The following is a 17618-nucleotide window of genomic DNA, read 5'->3' as shown; positions in this document are numbered from 1 at the left end:
GTGGTTTCCTCCGAATTCACTCTTTGATTTGCCGCCCGAGAGGCGATCAATATTGGCCCTTGGGTTCCAGCCCGAGCATGCTCTGGCCGATCATGGTGCCCACGGCGTCCCAGTTCATGCTGATATGGCGGCCGACCGCATTCGCATCCCGCCAAGCCCGCTGCACCGGGTTGGAAAGATCGAGCCCGACGCCGCCGGTGGAATCGTTGAGCGCCTGCACGGCGCGCAGGGCGAGAGACACCGCAAAGGACTGGCCGCGACGGCTGAGAAGGCGGTCATCCACCGTAAATTCCGCCCGGCCTTCGATCCTTGCCTGCGAGAGCGCCTGTGCGCGGGCAACATCGCGCAGCAATATTTCGCAAGCCGCATCGACGCTGGCCGCTGCTTCCGCGACGCGCAGCTGGATGGTCGGAAATTCGGCCATGCGATTATTGCCGCCCGCCACCGCACCGCGCGTCACCCGGCCGCCGACATGATCGACGTAAGCCGCAAGCGCACCCCTGGCCGCGCCGACGCCGGCCGCCGCGAGACAGGAGGGAATGCCGGTCAGAAGCGGCATGTTGAACAGGCCTTCCTCCGCATAATATTTTCCACCGGGCGTCTTTCCGCTGGTAGCGTCCGGAAAGGTCAGAACCCGATGTCCGGGAACGAAGACATCGTCGAGAACGAGCGTCTTGGAACCCGTGCCGGCCAGCCCCACCACATGCCAGGTATCTTCAATGGTATATTCGCTCGCGGGAACGAGCAGGAAGGCCGGAACCGGCTTTCCCTCGCCCTGCGGCGGCAGGATGGCGGCGCAGAGAGACCATTGCGCATTCTCGCAGCCCGAGGCGAAGGCCCATTTGCCGCTGAGGCGGTAACCGCCATCCGCGAGCTCCGCCATCTTTACGGGCGCATAGGAGCCGCATAGCAGTGCATCGGGGTTTTCACCCCAGACATCGGTCTGCGCCTCTTCCGGAAACATCGCCAGCAGCCATTGATGGGCCGACAGCAGGCCAGCGACCCAGCCGGTCGACGCACAGGCGGCCGAAAGCTCGATATTGGCCTCGACGAGCTCGGCGAAGTCACCGCCCTTGCCGCCGAAGGCGCGGGGTTTGACGATATCGAAATACCCGATGCCACGTAGCGCCTCGATGTGGCTGGCAGGAACGCGCCGGGCCTCCTCCGTCTGCCGGGCGCTCGCCCGGAAAAGATCGGCTATGCCGGTAACGCGGCTTGGGAGGCGGGCACGCGGGTTCGTTTGCGCCGGCAGCGGCGCATGGCTCATATCGTTCATGATTGTCTCCTTGCGGACTTTACTGGCCGGACTTTACCGGCCGGATGTTGCTGGCCGGAGGTTATCCCGCCGGGATTATCTGGGCGGCGATGATCAGGCGGGCAGGCTCGCGGGGCTTGCGGCGCAATATTGGGCGTTTTCGTAAAGCAACGGCCGTGTCGTCTCGCTGACATCGGCCGAGACAACCTGCCCGATGAAGACGGTATGGGTTCCGTAAGGCATCGCCGCGACCCGGCGGCAGGCGATGGCGGCATGGGCCGTGGGCAGATAGAGAACGCCATTGTCGTGGCGCTGCCATTGACCGTCGCGAAAACGCTCTTCCGGCGACACCTTGCCGCTAAAGGCATCCGACAGGGCAATCTGATCCTGCGTTAGCACATTGACGATGAAATCGGGTCGGCACAGCAGCAGTTCATGCAGCAGGGTGCGATTGTTCAGGCAAACCAGCAGGGACGGCGGCTCCATAGAGACCGAAGTGACGGCCGTGACCGTCATGCCGTGATCGCGCTGATCACCTGAAGCACAGGCCGTGATAACCGTCACAGTCGCCGGAAAACGACGCATTGTTGAACGGAAATTCTGACCGACGCCTTCAGGCGCAAGGCTGCTCAGGCCAAACAATGCTGATGTCATGAGATCCTCCCAAATCCTGCATTCTTATTTATTTGCGTTTGCAATATTTGTCAATGCAAATGTTGTTTGTCATTTTTTGTGCGTGGGAGAACGCCGCATTCCCCGTCTTATGGGGCGAAGCTATTGAAACGGATGGATTGTGCCGGTACAGCCGATAGGCGCACATCAGCATCTGCGCAGATGGTTCTCAAACGGGGATTTGCTCGTGTCCTATCAATTCACCGATTCGGTACCCTACCTGCTCAACTGGGTGGGCGTTCGGCTTGGCGAGCGCTTTTCGGTAAGACTGGCCTCCTATGACATCACCCTGCCGATGTATCGCGTGCTGGCGACGCTGCGGCAGCAGGAGAGCAAGACGCTGACCGAGCTTTCAGACATGGTATCGGTGGAGATTTCCACGCTGTCCCGGCTTGTGGGGCTGATGGTCCGGCGTAACCTCGTCAGCCGCGAACGGCCGCTCGACAATGCGCGCATCGTGCGCATCACCCTCACCCCGAAGGGCGAGGAACTGGCCGACGAACTCATGCCCATCGCCGCCATGTTCGAAAAAACCGCAATCGAAGGCCTCGACCCGGCCGAAGTGAAACTCTTCAAAAGCATACTGCGCCATATCGGCCGCAACATTGCCGGCCTCTGATACCGATAGCCGGCGAACTAGCGCCCGGCGGCTGTATTGCGGTTTTCAGGGTGGCGCGTAGCGTTCCGGCCACCTCCAGACGCGCACGGTCAAAACTCCGGGGAAATACCGCCGACAGGGCAGGCCCCGGGGACAGCGCCATATTGCAATACGATGTCATTGGCGTCGCGCACCACAAACCAGAGATTCGGATAGCGCCGTTTAAGTTCCGCCCGCTCCGGCGTCGCCGGAAGTTGCGGCCTGCCCTGTCCATCCTAGCACATCGCGCCGGCGCAGGGCTTCAAGAAGCGCGCGCGCCATTTTCGGGTTCATCCTCAAGAAGCAAGATTCGCAATGACTTCCCCCGGAAATGGATTCTGCCATTCCCACCACTGGTCGAGAAATGTTGCAACTACATTGCAGGAGGGCGGGCAGACAATTCGACTTCTACCACCTTACAGCAGATAATCCGACGGCATTGCGTGCGTTGTACGCTGACCTCACTCTGGAAATGTCACAGTTGCGCCGTTCCAGGCCTGTACCCGTGTCTCGCATAAAACCGGTCAAGCTCACGCTGCTGCGGCATCTCACCGGTATAGATGGCGATATAGTCCGGAATCCTCTGCATCCGCACCGCCACATCTTCCTCGGACTGCATGGAAATGTAGCCGATCTGCACCAGATAGGTGGTCCGGGCGCGCACATCCGCCGTGTTTTCATTGTGGCCGAACCGCACGAACATACGTGCAAGCGCCGTCATTCTCATCTCGTCGGCCTTGCGAACCTCCGCAAGAATCTCGTCGGACTGAAGGGCCCAGCTTCGAACGGCGAATTCAAATCTGCTGTCGAAAAGCGCGGGATCCAGCCAGCAATCGAAAACATTCAGCATGGCTTCGGCCAGCGTCTCGGCATAGGCTTCGGATTGCCGGACGATGCTTCCGGTATTTTTTTCCCGCCAGCGGGCGACAAGCGCGGCCAGCAATTCCTCCCGGTCCTTGAAGAACCAGTAGAAGCTCGTGCGCGACAGATTTAGCTTTTTCGCCAAAGGCAGGATTTTGACGGAATCCACCCCCGATTCCAGCAGAGCCTGATAGGCGGCCTCGAGCCACCCCTCCTGCGATCCACGCCAGCCGATGTCGTTCAATGTCGCTTCCATGACGCGTTCGTAGCAAATCGGTCTCTTCGCGACAAGCGGTATGTACACCCATGTCAAAAGGAAAGACAATTGTGTTTTGTAAATTGACACAAGTGTACATTCCCGCTTAGCCTTGAGACAGAAACCCTTTTGGAGCAGGCTATGTCGAGCGATCCCCTTCTTCAGCCCTACCAGCTAAAACACCTCACACTGCGCAACCGCATCATCGTCACCTCGCACGAACCCGCCTATCCCGAGGATGGCATGCCGAAGGGGCGTTACCGCGCCTACACGGTGGAGCGGGCGAAGGGCGGCGTTGCGCTCACAATGACGGCCGGTTCCGCCGCCGTCTCCAGAGACAGCCCGCCCGTCTTCAACAACCTGCTCGCCTACAAGGATGAAATCGTCCCGTGGATCCGGGAAATGACCGACGCCGTGCATGAAGAGGGTACGGCTATCATGATCCAGCTCACCCATCTCGGCCGCCGCACCCGCTGGGACAAGGGCGACTGGCTGCCGATCCTTGCGCCATCCCATCACCGCGAAGCGGCGCATCGGGCTTTTCCCAAGAAGATCGAGGACTGGGATATCGAGCGCATCATCAAGGACTTCGCCGACGCCGCCGAACGCATGAAGGCGGGCGGAATGGACGGGGTGGAGCTGGAAGCCTATGGCCATCTGATCGACCAGTTCGTCTCGCCGCTGACCAACGAACTGGACGGCCCCTATGGCGGCCCGCTTGAAAACCGCATGCGTTTCTGTCTCGACGTTTTCAAGGCGATGCGCGAACGCGTGGGCGACGATTTCATCCTCGGTGTCCGCTACACCGCCGACGAATGTCTTGAGGGCGGCACCGGACAGGCAGAAGGCATCGAAATCGCCAGACGCCTGAAGGACAGCGGCCTGATCGATTATCTCAATGTCATCAGGGGTCATATCGACACCGACCCGGGCCTGACCGACGTCATCCCCATTCAGGGCATGGCCAATGCACCGCATCTCGATTTCGCCGGTGAAATCCGCGCCGCGACCAGTTTCCCGACATTCCACGCCGCCAAGATCCCCGATGTCGCCACCGCGCGCCACGCCATCGCCGCCGGCAAGGTGGACATGGTGGGCATGACCCGCGCCCACATGACCGATCCGCATATCGTGCGCAAGATCATGGAAAAACGCGAGGAAGATATTCGCCCCTGCGTGGGCGCCAATTATTGTCTCGACCGCATCTATCAGGGCGGTCTCGCCTTCTGCATTCACAATGCGGCAACGGGCCGTGAGGAAACCATGCCGCACGAGATACCCAAAGCGGCGGAACGCCGGAAGGTGGTGATCGTCGGCGCCGGACCGGCCGGGCTCGAGGCCGCGCGCGTCTGTGCCGAACGCGGCCATGAGGTCGTCGTGTTCGAGGCCGCCAACAATCCCGGCGGCCAGATCCGGCTGACGGCGCAAAGCGAACGCCGCCGGGAGATGATCAGCATCATCGACTGGCGCATGAGCCAGTGCGAGAGACTGGGCGTTACCTTTCACTTCAACAACTGGGCCGAAGCGGACACAGTTCTTTCGGAGAACCCTGACGTGGTCATCATCGCCACGGGCGGCTTGCCGCATACCGATGTACTTTCCCGCGGCAACGATCTCGTCGTCTCGGCATGGGATATCATTTCAGGAGACGTCAAGCCGGGAACGAATGTACTGGTTTTCGACGATGCCGGCGATCATGCCGGTCTGCAAGCCGCCGAATTCCTCGCAAAAGCCGGGGCGAAAGTGGAGATCATGACGCCCGACCGCGCCTTCGCCCCGGAAGTCATGGCCATGAACCTCGTTCCCTATATGCGCTCGCTGCAAAAACGCGATGTGACTTTCACCGTTACCTACCGGCTGGAAGCGGTGGAAAGAAACGGCAACCAGCTCATTGCCCATGTCGGCAGCGATTATGGCGGCGTGACGAAATCGAGAACCGTCGATCAGATCGTCGTCAACCACGGCACCATCCCGCTGGACGACCTTTATTTCGAACTCAAACCCGGTTCGAAAAACCTCGGGGAAATCTCCTACGACGCCCTGCTTGCAGGAGCGGCCCAAGCGGTCGAGCGCAACCCGGAAGGCGCCTACCGGCTCTTCCGGATCGGCGATGCGGTCGCCGCACGCAATACCCATGCGGCGATCTACGATGCGCTCCGTCTGGCGAAGGATATTTGAGGCTGGCGTTCCCGACACACAGAGGCAGAACAAATCTGCCTCTGTCGCGATGTAATCCTGAGTGCAGGAGCGGCTTCAAGCCTGAATCAAGGCAATGCCCCGGTTCTTGAACCCCAACGTCACATCGCTCGCCGCCGGCAGGCTGGTCTCCACGGCATGGTCGACGATGAAAAGCGTACCGATATCGGTTTCCACCTCATATTCAACGTGACCGCCGAGATAGGCGCTGTGCAGCACCCTTCCGGCAAGCCCCTGCGCACCCGGTTGTCCGATGGAAATCGAGCCGGGGCGGACCGCAAGCTCTGCGGGACCCGGCCGGGCGTTGCGGGCCGCGACCCGATGATCGATCCCCCCGACGCGGATCAGCGCATCGGCGCCCTCAACGCCAATGACCTCGCAACCGACGACATTCGCCTCACCCATGAAATCGGCGATGAAAGCGGAGGCCGGGGCCTCGTAAAGATCGCGTGGCGCACCCGACTGGGCGATTTCGCCATCCTTCATCACGATGATCCGGTCGGAAACGGCCAGCGCCTCATCCTGATCATGCGTGACATAGACGGCAGTAAAGCCAAGCCGCTGCTGCAATTCGCGGATTTCGGTGCGGACCCGGCGGCGGAGGCGGGCATCAAGGTTGGAAAGCGGCTCGTCCAGCAGCAGCACCTGCGGCTCGAGCACAAGAGCGCGGGCAACCGCCACGCGCTGCTGTTGGCCGCCGGAAAGTTCGGCAGGCAGGCGGTGGCCCATGCCGGCAAGGCCGACGAGCTTCAGCCCCTCTTCCGCCCTTTCCCGCGCTTCCGCCTTGCGCAGCCCGGAGGATTGCAGACCATAGGCGACATTGTCGAGCGCCGTCATATGCGGGAAAAGCGCATAGGACTGGAAGACCATCGAGACATCGCGCTCATTGGCGGGCAGCATGGTCACATCCTTGTCGCCGATGAGAATACGGCCCGAGGTCGGATGCTCGAGGCCCGCCAGCATGCGCAGCGTCGTCGTCTTGCCGCAGCCGGAGGGACCGAGCAGGGTTACCAGCGTGCCGGGCTCGATGGTGAGCGAAAGGTCGGGAATGGCGGTGAAGGCGCCGAAGGTCTTGCGGACATTCTGAAAGGTAACGGAGCCGGGCTTTACGGAAATCATGCGGTTTTCTCCTGAGCGAGAGGAACGGAGGAAGCGGAAGGCAGGCCGGCGACGCGGTTTTCGCGCCGCAGGCGACGCTCGCCGACAATGAGCTGGAAGCCGGTAATAACGGTGATCATCACCACGATCAGCATGGAGGAATAAGCAATCGCCACCCCATATTCACCGTTCTCGACAAGGCCGACGATATAGGAGGTCGCCATGTTGTATTCGGCGCTGACGAGGAAGATAACGGCGCTGATGGAGGTGATGGCGCGCACGAAGGAATAGACCAGTGCGGCCGTGATTGCGGGCCTCAAGAGCGGCAGGATGACCTTGCGGATGGTGCGGAAACTATTGGCCCGCAGCGTCAGCGAGGCCTCGTCGAGGCTCTTGTCGAGCTGGCTCATCGCCGCGATGCCGCCGCGCACGCCGACCGGCATGTTGCGGAACACGAAGCAGGCGATGAGGATCAGCGCCGAGCCGGTCATTTCCACCGGCGGCAGGTTGAACGCCATGATATAGCTGACGCCGATGACCGTGCCGGGAATGGCAAAGCTCATCATCAGCGCGAATTCGAACAGGTTCCGCCCGGCGAATTTCTGCCGCACGATGATATAGGCGGTCAAAAGACCGACGGCGGCGGTGAGCGGCGCGGAAACCAGCGCGATCTTCATGGTCGTCCAGAACGAGTTCCAGGCAACGCCCGTCCAGGCAATCGAGCCATTGGAGAAGCTGACGGAAAAGGCGCGGAGGTAGTGGTCGAGCGTCAGGGAATTGTCGAGACCCCATGTCTTCACGAAACCGCCCACAAGGATCATGCCATAAACAACGATGGTGAAGACCATCCACGGCACGACGACGGCGTGAACGCCGATGGACAGGCCGCGCGGTAGCGCGATATGCGCGCCGCTGTCACCCTTGCCCGTCACCGTGGCGAAATTCTTGCCTGCCAGCCAGAAGCGTTGGGCAAGGAAGGCCGAAAGCGTGAAGCACAGGAGGATGATCGCCAGAACCGCAGCACGCGACGGATCGTTCTGCGAGCCGACGACGGCAAAGAAGATTTCCGTCGACAGCACGCCATGGGTGCCGCCAAGCACCAGCGGATTGCCGAAATCCGCCATGCTCTCGATAAAGCCGATGAGGAACGCATTGGCGAGACCGGGTTTCATCAGCGGCAGCGACACCCGCCAGAAGGTGCGCCAGCGGTCGGCGCGCAGCGTCTGCGAGGCTTCTTCCATCGACGGGCTGACGCCTTCAACCACGCCGATCAGCACCAGAAACGAGATGGGCGTGAAGGAAAGGACCTGCGCGATCCAGATGCCGGTCATGCCATAAAGCCAGCGACCGGGCTCAATGCCGAAGAGATAGGAAAGCCATTCGGTGACGACACCGGCGCGACCGAAAAGCAGTGTCAGGGCAAGGCCGATGACGAAAGGCGGTGTGATGATCGGCAGAACGGTGAGAAGCCGCAGGCCCTTCTTGAAGGGAAAGCGCGTGCGGGTGGCGATCAGCGCAAAGCCGAGACCGAGCACGGTCGAACCGAAGGCGGTCATCAGCGCCAGAAACAGCGTCCGCCAGGCAACGCCACAACGCTCTTCGCCCACCACGCAGCCAAGGCTCCAGATGCCGGGATCCTGAATATTGCGGATGAAACCATCGGCGTTGAAGGAGCCATCGAAATCCTGAACGGATGCGACCAGCATACTGCCGATCGGATAAAAGACAAAAACCGTGACGAGGAAAACCAGAACGGAAATGGCACCGACGACGAAGGCGTCGCCTTTCATGACGCCGCGCTCGGCGAGACCTAAGGCGAAAAGCAGCACGAAGACGAACGACACTACGACGGCACCGGCACCCATGGAAGGTTGGCCATCGGCAAGCATGCCGAAGAGGTTTTCGCTCACCGTCCAGCTCCAGCCGCTAAAGCCGATGGCCAGCCCCTGCAAGGCGAGGAAAACGAGCCCGGCAGCGCCGATAATGGCAAGCAGCCTGCCGCGCCGCATCGGATCGCCTACAGGCCGGACAAGGCATGCGGCGAGGAAAAAGACAACGACGCCGACCAGCCATGGTTTTCCATAGGACAATATTTGCAGCACACCGGGCGCATTGCTGGCGGAAGAGAAAAATCCGGAAAGCCAGCGGAAGCTGAAAAAGCCGCCTTCGATGCGATACCAGGGAAGAAGAATGAGGGCAAAAGCCCCGAGCGCCAGGACGATGTCCAGCCTGCGATTGCCACGTGTCATGGCCGACCTCGCTTATTTCATGCCGATGAAAGAGTGGCGGACACCCCGGCTAAAAAAGCCGGGATGCCTGTCGCCGGAGTTAAGATCAGTTGGCGACCGCACCAACTTCGCGGTCCCAGCGCTCCAGAAGCGCCTTGCGCTTGGCCGGGTCGCCATAGGTCTTGAAGTCGTAGTCGATGAGCTTGATGTCTTCGAACTTCGGCGCTTCCTTCGGCACTTCCGCCGTCTTGTTGGAGGGCAGCTGGAAGGACTTGGCATCCTTCATGCGCGACTGCACCTCCGGCGTCAGCGCCCAGTCGTACCAGGTCTTCGCGTTGTCGAGGTTGCGGGCGCCCTTGATTATCGACATGGAGCCGATCTCGTAACCCGTCCCTTCGCAGGGCGCGATGGACTTGACGGGGAAACCTTCCGCAGTCTGCGCCACCGCATCATGCATGAAGACGATGCCGAGCGCCGTTTCGCCGCGTGCCGCCGCCTTGACCGGTGCCGAGCCGGATTTGGTATATTGCGAAATATTGGCGTTGAGCTTCTTCAGATAATCAATCGCCTGATCTTCGCCCATGATCTGCACCAGCGAGGCAAGCGCCGTATAGGCGGTGCCGGACGAATTCGGATTGGCGATCTGGATTTCGCCCTTCAGTTCCGGCGCCAGCAGATCGGCCCAGCACTTCGGCTCCTTGTAACCCTTGGACTTGAAGATTTCGGTATTGTAGCCCCAGCCCAGCGCACCGGCATAAACGCCGACCGTCCTGTAGCCGGTGCTTTCCGCCTGCTTCACGGCCCAGTCCTGCAATTGGTCCAGCATCGGTGATTTGTATTCGAGCGTCAGGTTCTCGGACGCCGCCTGCATGTGCGGATCGCCGGTGCCGGCCCACCAGATGTCGGTCTTCGGGTTGCGGGCTTCCGCGCGCACCTTGGCATAGGTCTCGCCCGAAGACAGGCGCACCATATTGACCTTGATGTCGTGTGACTTTTCAAAATCGCCCTTCATCTGTTCGCAGATGACGACATCGGCCGAGCAGATCAGGTTCAGTTCGCCCGCCGCCTGCGCGGAAACGGCGCTGAGTGCCGTGCCGGCAAAAAGCAGGGTGGAAAGTATCGTCAGTCGCATGGTTATCCTCCTGTAGCTTGCGTCTGAATTCTTGGGCCGCGCGCAGACATGGCGCTGCCGGTCGCGGCGCCCTGCGGCGCGCGCGCTGTCTTTTGCGGGATGTGGGTTTTGGCCCTACTGGGTCTGGCTCGGGTGGATTTCGCTGTCGAAGCGGCTCAATAACCGACTTCGCTCTTCCGGCTGTCCGAAGGTGGCGAAGTCGTAATCCACCATCTTGATCATCGATATGTCAGGTGCGGTCAGCGGCAATGTCGCCCGGGCGTTGGAAGGCACCTGGTTCTGGCCGGCCGCGGCCCCGGTCGCCTGCCCTTCCGGGCTCAACGCAAATTCCACGAAATCCTGCGCAAGGGCCGTATTGCGGTTGCCCTTGACGATGCTGACCGCCCCGATCTCGTAACCGGTGCCCTCGCAGGGGGCGACGATAACAAGCGGAAACCCTTCGGTCTTCTGCGTCACTGCATCATGCATGAAGGAAATTCCGATCAGGACTTCGCCCCGCGCCGCCGCCTTCACCGGTGCAGCACCCACCTTGGTATAGCCCACGACGTTCTGGTTGAGCTTCGCCACGAACCCGAAAGCTTCCTCCTCGCCGAAGAGCTGGACGAGAGTGGCCAGCATGGTGAAGGCCGTGCCTGAATAGTTCGGATTGCCGGTCAGGATATGGCCGCGATAGACATCCTTCGCCAGATCCTTCCAGCAGGTCGGCGCCGGCAGATTGTTCTTCGCAAGCAGTTCCGAATTATAGGCAAAGCCCAGCGCGCCGGCATAAATTCCCGCAGACCGCGATCCAGACATCACCGAGAAATTCTGCGCCCACGGCAGCAAATCCTGCTGATGGACAGGCCGGTATTCATCCAGCAGCCCTTCAGACCCCGCCTGCAAATGGGTATCGCCAGTACCGCCCCACCAGACATCGACAGTGGGATGGGATCGTTCGGCCCGAATCTGGTCGAGAATTTCGCCGGTGCTCTTGCGCACCATCGAAATCTCGAGACCGGCCCTGGCTTCGAAAGCCCGCTGCATGGTCACGCACCAGGCCTCGTCGACGCCGCAAAGGACGTTCAACTTCGGCTCGGCCATGCCATGCCCTGCGCCGCACAGCCATAAAGCCATGCTCGCCGCAAGTGCGGTCAATGCTTTCAATTAAGCCTCCCTGCCCGGAACCTCCCCGTTCCAGTCTCCACCTACAGCATGTCACATCCTGTCCGCACCGCAATCGAAGAATGGTTACCAATCTTTCACCGCACCGCCGAACAAGATTACAGATATTACAATTATGACAGGGGCGATAACCAGCGAGCCTTTGAAGATCGCCGCCGCAATGCCTATGATGATGGCGGGAGGAAAGTGCAGTGCTTAATCAGAAGGTTCGCATTCTGATCGTCGAGGACGATCCGGATATGGCCGAGCTCATCTCGGACCTCATCGAGGCGGAGGGCTGGCTGCCCACCTGCGCGCGCTCCGCCGAGGAGGCGGACGAGATATTGGCAAGGGACAGGATGCAGCTTGTGCTGGTCGATCACAATCTGCCGGGCACATCCGGACGCACCTTCGCCCAGCGGCTGCGCAGCCAGATCGACATCGGCATCGTCATGGTCACTGCCGCCGGCAGCGCCGCCGACCGGGTTCTCGGGCTTGAGACCGCAGCCGACGATTATGTGGTCAAACCCTTCGAACCCATCGAACTCACGGCCCGGATCAAAGCTGTTCTACGCCGAACGATCCCTTCGCTGAAACAGGAGAAGGACAGCGATCATGGGCGCGGGGCGCTTCGCCTCGGCGACTGGGCAATCGATCTCGATGCACGCCGCGCCGTCTGCCTCGCGGACCGTAGCCGGACACTGACCACCGCCGAATTCGCGCTTCTGGAAATACTGGCGGAAACACCCAACCAGCCCGTCAGCCGCTCCCAGATTCTCGACAGGCTGGGTTCGGAGAGCGACCGTTACATCGACAGAAATGTCGACGTGCTGGTGCTGCGGCTGAGGCGCAAGATAGAGATCAATCCCGACCTGCCGCGCCATATCAAGACGCGCCGCGGCAAGGGTTATGTGCTCCACACCGATGAGGGCGAGCTTTCCCCGTGATCAGCCGCTCCTTCCTTTCCTCCATCGCCTTTCGCCTGCCCTTTGCGATTGTCTTTACCTGCCTCCTCGTCTTCAGCCTTTCCGCCATCGCCATTTATGGCCTGCAGCGCGCCCGCGATGAAATGGCGGCCTATGGGTTGCAGGCCTTTTCAAGCCTCGCCAAGGCGTCGCTGGTCTCGCGGCAGGTCTCCGATCTCGTCTCCAGCGCACCGTTCCTGATGAACGCCGCCTCGCCCTATCGCGTTTCCAGCGAAAGCCGCTCGGTGGTCCAGCAGGTCGATATTTTGCTCGAAATGACAGGACCGGACAACGGTGAGCGGATCACCCGTGGCTTTGCCAGCGAACGCATCGTTGAACTCCTCCAGATCATCCGGGAACAGACGCTCGATCTTGCGAAGGATGCCGATGCGGCACAGGGCCACAAGGCGGAAGCGGCAGCGGCGCTCGGCGAAATCGCCACCGGTCAGGGCATCCTCGATCCGGAACTGCGCCGGCGAATGAACGGCATCGTACAGGCCGCATCCGCATCCGACAGCCTGTTCCAGCTTGGCGAACTGCGCCGCCGCTACGTGGCGGAAACGACGGCGCGCCAGCAGGGCTATCCCGGCGAGCGCCTGCCCATGGCCGAGTTGCAGCCCTATGAGCGGGTCTTCGAAGCCCAGAGCCGTTACCTTCTGGAAATGTTCGCGATCCGCGCCTCGGTCTCCCGCCTTCACACCGTCTCGCGGGATCTTTCCCATGTGACCGAAACCCAGGGCGATGCGGTTGCGCGCAGCCTGAACGAAGACCTGATTTCGACTTCCGATGCCCTCAACCGGCTGCTGATCATTGTTGCCGTCGCCTCGCTTCTGGTTCTCATCGTGGCGATCTTCTCGATCCGCTCGGTAATGCGTGTCTCGCGCGGGATCGTGACGCTCTCCAATGGCATGAATGCCCTCGCCAAGGGAGATAAGGATGTCGGCCCGCCCTCCTATACCGGCCCCGAGACGGAGTTGATCCGGCTGCTCGATGCGTTTCGCGCCTTCCATGACAGCGTCGACCGCGTCTCGCGCCTCAGGCGTACGGCCGAAGCGGCGGCCCGCACCATCCGCTCGACCTTCCGCACCATGAACGAGGGAATTGCACTCTTCGATCCGGCCGGCCGGCCCATCACCATGAACCGTCGCATCATCGAACTCGTCGGACGCTCCGGCTCGTCGCGAAAACTGCCGCTTCGGAGGTTTGTCGAACCGATCCCGGAAATCGACCCGGCTCTGCTGCCCTTCGATGCAGAGCCGGGAGAATTGCTCGACCGCGCAGTCCTGCGCCATCGCACCGACGATCAGCGGGTGATTGAAGTATCGATGTCACGCCAGCCGGATGGCGGCATCGTGCTGCTCGCCCGCGATGTGACCGCTCTCGATCGCCAGGAAGCGGAAGCCGTCAAAGCCCAGAGGCTCGATGGCATCATGCGCATGACCCATCAGGTCAGCCATGAGGTGGGCAACATGATCGGCATTATCACCGGCAGTCTAGGACTTCTGGAGCGGGAAGCCGGTTTCAACGATCGCCAGAAGCGGCACATCGCCCGCATCCGCAAGGCGGCGGACCGCGGCCGGTCTCTGGCCAGCAGCATGCTTACCATCGGTAGCCAGCAGCCGATTCATCCAAGCGTCATCAATGTCGCAAGCCTGCTGCGCGGCATGGCCGATATTCTCGAAATCGCCGTCGGCCCCAAATGCCGGATCGCGCTCGATATCGAGGGCGATCTTCCTTCGATACCGCTGGACCCGGCCCTTTTTGAACAATCCATTCTCAATCTCTGCCTGAACGCCGCAGCCGCCATGCCCGATGGCGGCCTGATTTCGATCGAGGCCGCTTCGGGCAAAGATACGCTGGTGATCGCCGTCACCGACGAGGGCATCGGCATGACGCCGGAGGCCGTGGACAAGGCCTTCGAGCCCTATTTCACCACGCGGGGCGACCATGGCGGTGCAGGTCTCGGCCTCGCGATGGTCTACGGCTTCGTGCGCCAGAGCGGCGGCGAAGCGCATATCAGTTCCAGACCCGGCGAAGGCGCAAGGGTGGAACTGACTTTTCCGGCAAATGCCGGTCACACCTAGCGGGCAAGCTGTGCGGATTCGATCGAATCCGCCAGTATCTCCAGCCCAAGGTCGATTTCCGAATCCGATACCGTCAGCGCCGGCGCAATGCGGAAGACGCCGCCCATGCCGGGCAGCTTGACGATATTCATGCTGAGGCCACACAACATCGCCTCCTGCATGATGCGCGCACCGAGTTCGAAACCGGGGGCTTTCGTATGCCGGTCGGCGACGACTTCAAGTCCGAGCAAAAGCCCGCGCCCGCGCACATCTCCAACGCATTCGAACCGCTGCTGCAGCGAGAGCAGCCCCTCCTTCAAACGGTTTCCGCGGGCAATTGCCTGTTCCACCAGCCCATCACGCGCCACCACATCGAGAACCGTCACGCCGACAGCCGCCGGCAGCGGATCGGAAACATGGGTCGTATAGAACAGGAAACCCCTCTCGAAGGCCTTCTGTTCGACGTCTGCGCTCGTCATCACCGCCGCAAGCGGCAGGCCGGCGCCGAGCGTCTTCGACAGCGTCATGATATCGGGCGTCACCCCATCGCGCTGGAAGGCGAACATATGCCCGGTCCGGCCAACACCGGTCTGGGCTTCATCGAGGATGAGCAGCATGCCGCGCTCCTCGCACTTTTTCTTTAGCGAAGCGAGATAACCGACCGGCAGTTCGAGGATACCGCCGCTCGACAGGATCGGCTCGGCAATGAAGGCGGCAAGATTGCCGGTCGACTGGCGATCTATCAGTTCGAAAGCATCGTCGAGTTCCGCCTGCCAGTCATTCGATCCATCGGGATTCTTGAAACGCGGACGATAGGCATTCGGCGCGGGAATAACGAGTGAACCGGCCGTGGCCGGGCCATAACCCCTGCGGCCGGCGCTATAGGTGGCGGAGGCCGCAGCGCCGGTCATGCCGTGCCAGCTCTGCGCGAAAGCGACGATCTCATGCCCGCCGGTCACAAGCTTCGCCATGCGGATCGCCGCCTCGTTGGATTCAGCCCCGGTGGTTAGCAATTGCACGCGATCAAGACCCGGCGCGAGCGCCGCCAGCCGCGCCGCCAGGTCGACGACCGGGCGGGACAACATGCCGGAAAAGAGATGGGCGACCGATGCCATCTGCCGGTTGACGGTGGCAACGATATCCGGATGGGTATGCCCGAGCAAAGCGCTCATCTGGCCGGAGGTGAAATCGAGAATGGCGCGCCCATCCGCATCATAGACGAAACTTCCCTCAGCCCGTTCGACGATGATCTCCTCGAAGGCCGGTCCGTAGCGGGTCAGATGTTTATTGGCGGCCTCCCAGAAAGCCGGTTCGTCATTGAGCGAGGCGAAGTTCTTCGCAAGCTTGTCCATGGCACATTACCCAAGAGTTTATCTTGCGGAAACATAACAACCCATTGCCACCTCAGTCCAATTGATAGTATTTTACTCCGATATCGATAATTTTGATATCGCCATGCTCGACCTTACGCTGCTGAAGAATTTTATCATTGTCGCTCGCGCCGGCTCCATCAGCGTCGCCGCAGCGCAGATCGGACGCACCCAATCCGCGCTCAGCACCCAGATGCAGCGGCTGGAAGAGCTGGTCGGCCATACCCTGCTGCAGCGAACGGGTTCTGGAGTGCGCGTAACTGCGGCGGGCGAGAGACTGCTTGCCCATGCCAGCGCCCTGCTTGCCCGGCATGATGAAATCCTTGCCGATATGGGCGAGGCGACGCTGCAAGGAACCGTGAGCCTTGGCTGCCCTGAAGATTATTCCATCGCCTTCCTGCCGGAACTGCTGAGAGGCTTCTTCGGCACCTACCCGAAAGTCGATCTGCGCATGGTCTGCGCACCCACGACGGAACTGCGCCCCCTCCTACAACGCCGCCAGATCGACATGGCGCTGGTTTCGCAATCCGATCCGGATCACCGCGACGTGCTCCGCAGGGAAAGCTTCGTCTGGGTGGCGGACAGGCCGGAGCCGGATCTCCTCGCCAAGGATGTGCTGCCGCTGGCGCTCTCCGCGCCCGTGACGCTGGATCACCGCGCGGCGTGCGACGCCATGGAAGCCGCCAATCGCCGCTACCGCGTCGCCTTCGCCAGCAACAGCCTTTCCGGCCTCATCGCAATCGCGCGCTCCGGCCACGCCATCAGCGTGCTGACAAGGACAGCCGTTCCAGCCGACCTTCATATCGTCAAAAGCGGGCTACCACCCCTGCCGACGATCGGCATTGCCATCGAGTTTGCCGATACGCAGACATCGTCGGCAGCCAGGGCGCTGGGCGATCACATCCGCACCGTTCTTCCCGGTCTTAGCCTGTAGCGTCAGGTTAATCCGGGCTTCGGAATCGCCTGGAACTTCGCCAGGCTATCAAGCGGCTGCATGCTATCCTTGTACAACGATCCGGGCACCGGGCTTTACCCGGTTGTAGAGGTCGATGATATCCTGATTCAGAAGACGAATGCAGCCGGCCGATACAGCCTTGCCGATTGAGCCTGGATCATTCGTGCCGTGAACACGATAATATGTATCCCTGCCATCCTTATGCATATACAGCGCTCGGGCACCCATCGGGTTCGACGGGCCGCCATCGACTCCATCCTTGTTCGGGCCGTAATGCGCGGGGTTCCTTGCGACCATTTCAGGTGTTGGGATCCAGCGAGGCCAGGCAGCTTTTCGCGCAATAATCGCGTCGCCACCATCGAAGGCGCGCGCAACAGGGCCGACACCCACGGCATATCGGATCGCCTTACCGCCGGGTTGAATCAGATAAAGGAAACGCGCTCGTTGATCGACGATGATCGTACCGGGCTTTTCGTCCGTGGCATAGCTTACGACCTGTCGCACGAACTCGGGATTCATTTTTCCGGTATTAACGCCGGCAATATGAAAACCGGCATCCGTCTTTTCGCCATACATAAGCACCGGGTCGGTTCCGATCGGGGCTGCCTCCCGATCTTCGACACGCTCATTGGAAGGGCGCGGCGCAGCGCCGGGAATACGGTCGGCATTGCTTGCGCAAGCGGTGAGGAAGATTGTCAACGCGACGGCCATCGGCCTGCGAGGAGAAACAATTAGACGAATCATGGGAGCCTGCTGGAATTGGTTGGAGCCTATAAAACGTGGCTGAAGC

14 protein-coding genes and 1 pseudogene are annotated in these 17618 nt (G+C 61.1%); 5 read left to right on the top strand and 10 right to left on the bottom strand.

Translation table 11 applies throughout. The features are described 5' to 3' along the window. Positions 1-46 precede the first annotated feature (46 nt). Together graA and graD are read right to left on the bottom strand one after the other, a co-directional pair. Complete coding sequence (gene graA, locus ACQZ40_RS22155; RefSeq protein ID WP_448748651.1) at positions 47-1276, bottom strand: FADH(2)-dependent resorcinol hydroxylase oxygenase component; 1230 nt, start codon at positions 1274-1276, stop codon at positions 47-49. Positions 1277-1369: 93 nt separating this feature from the next. Further along, on the bottom strand, positions 1370-1909 hold the full coding sequence (gene graD / locus ACQZ40_RS22150) for an FADH(2)-dependent resorcinol hydroxylase reductase component (RefSeq protein WP_020810141.1): 540 nt from the start codon (positions 1907-1909) through the stop codon (positions 1370-1372). A 205-nt stretch (positions 1910-2114) separates the two neighbouring features. Between graD and ACQZ40_RS22145 the strand changes: the two genes are divergently transcribed. Next, positions 2115-2546: a MarR family winged helix-turn-helix transcriptional regulator gene (locus tag ACQZ40_RS22145; protein ID WP_004433168.1), complete on the top strand. Its 432-nt coding sequence runs from the start codon at positions 2115-2117 to the stop codon at positions 2544-2546. Positions 2547-2566: 20 nt separating this feature from the next. Here the strand turns inward: ACQZ40_RS22145 and ACQZ40_RS22140 are convergent. Together ACQZ40_RS22140 and ACQZ40_RS22135 are read right to left on the bottom strand one after the other, a co-directional pair. After that, positions 2567-2800 (bottom strand): annotated as a pseudogene (locus tag ACQZ40_RS22140) (sensor histidine kinase); the annotation flags it as partial. 239 nt (positions 2801-3039) lie between these two features. Next, positions 3040-3681, bottom strand: coding sequence for a TetR/AcrR family transcriptional regulator (locus tag ACQZ40_RS22135; protein ID WP_448748650.1), 642 nt, complete (start codon positions 3679-3681; stop codon positions 3040-3042). 141 nt (positions 3682-3822) lie between these two features. On the opposite strand from ACQZ40_RS22135, the gene ACQZ40_RS22130 reads away from it, so the two are divergent. Next, positions 3823-5859 carry an oxidoreductase gene (locus tag ACQZ40_RS22130; RefSeq protein WP_448748649.1) on the top strand — a complete coding sequence of 679 codons (2037 nt, stop codon included), beginning with the start codon at positions 3823-3825 and terminating at the stop codon, positions 5857-5859. A 75-nt stretch (positions 5860-5934) separates the two neighbouring features. Here the strand turns inward: ACQZ40_RS22130 and ACQZ40_RS22125 are convergent, their stop codons facing one another. From ACQZ40_RS22125 to ACQZ40_RS22110, 4 genes are all read right to left on the bottom strand, one after another. Continuing rightward, complete coding sequence (locus ACQZ40_RS22125) at positions 5935-6996, bottom strand: ABC transporter ATP-binding protein (RefSeq protein ID WP_078051624.1); 1062 nt, start codon at positions 6994-6996, stop codon at positions 5935-5937. Next, positions 6993-9224 carry an ABC transporter permease gene (locus ACQZ40_RS22120; protein ID WP_065656205.1) on the bottom strand — a complete coding sequence of 744 codons (2232 nt, stop codon included), beginning with the start codon at positions 9222-9224 and terminating at the stop codon, positions 6993-6995. Before ACQZ40_RS22120 ends, ACQZ40_RS22125 begins: the two co-directional genes overlap by 4 nt. An 85-nt stretch (positions 9225-9309) precedes the next feature. Further along, positions 9310-10335: an ABC transporter substrate-binding protein gene (locus ACQZ40_RS22115; RefSeq protein ID WP_003492136.1), complete on the bottom strand. Its 1026-nt coding sequence runs from the start codon at positions 10333-10335 to the stop codon at positions 9310-9312. Between the two features lie 114 nt (positions 10336-10449). Next, entirely contained in the window at positions 10450-11448 is a 999-nt protein-coding gene (locus ACQZ40_RS22110) for an ABC transporter substrate-binding protein (protein WP_142845011.1), read from the bottom strand. A 239-nt stretch (positions 11449-11687) separates the two neighbouring features. Here ACQZ40_RS22110 and ACQZ40_RS22105 point away from each other — a divergent pair, with 239 nt between their 5' ends. Next, positions 11688-12422 (top strand): response regulator transcription factor, encoded by a 735-nt coding sequence (locus ACQZ40_RS22105; RefSeq protein ID WP_080856758.1) that lies wholly within the window; start codon positions 11688-11690, stop codon positions 12420-12422. Next, positions 12419-14524: a sensor histidine kinase gene (locus ACQZ40_RS22100; RefSeq protein ID WP_448748648.1), complete on the top strand. Its 2106-nt coding sequence runs from the start codon at positions 12419-12421 to the stop codon at positions 14522-14524. The genes ACQZ40_RS22105 and ACQZ40_RS22100 overlap by 4 nt, the downstream gene beginning before the upstream one ends. Here ACQZ40_RS22100 and ACQZ40_RS22095 read toward each other — a convergent pair. Beyond that, positions 14521-15855, bottom strand: a complete 1335-nt coding sequence (locus ACQZ40_RS22095) for an aspartate aminotransferase family protein (protein ID WP_448748647.1) — start codon at positions 15853-15855, stop codon at positions 14521-14523. The two genes, ACQZ40_RS22100 and ACQZ40_RS22095, sit on opposite strands and share 4 nt — an antisense overlap. Before the next feature lie 103 nt (positions 15856-15958). On the opposite strand from ACQZ40_RS22095, the gene ACQZ40_RS22090 reads away from it, so the two are divergent. Continuing rightward, positions 15959-16807 carry a LysR family transcriptional regulator gene (locus ACQZ40_RS22090; RefSeq protein WP_162856837.1) on the top strand — a complete coding sequence of 283 codons (849 nt, stop codon included), beginning with the start codon at positions 15959-15961 and terminating at the stop codon, positions 16805-16807. A gap of 63 nt (positions 16808-16870) precedes the next feature. On the opposite strand, the gene ACQZ40_RS22085 is transcribed toward ACQZ40_RS22090, so the two are convergent. Continuing rightward, a complete protein-coding gene (locus tag ACQZ40_RS22085) occupies positions 16871-17572 on the bottom strand; it encodes a L,D-transpeptidase (protein WP_236781156.1) in 702 nt (233 codons plus the stop codon). Between the last annotated feature and the right edge of the window lie 46 nt (positions 17573-17618).

It is taken from the genome of Agrobacterium sp. 16-172Ci (assembly GCF_053522725.1).
Note: the sequence above shows the minus strand (reverse complement) of the source record. Positions and strands in the feature narration are given on the sequence as shown.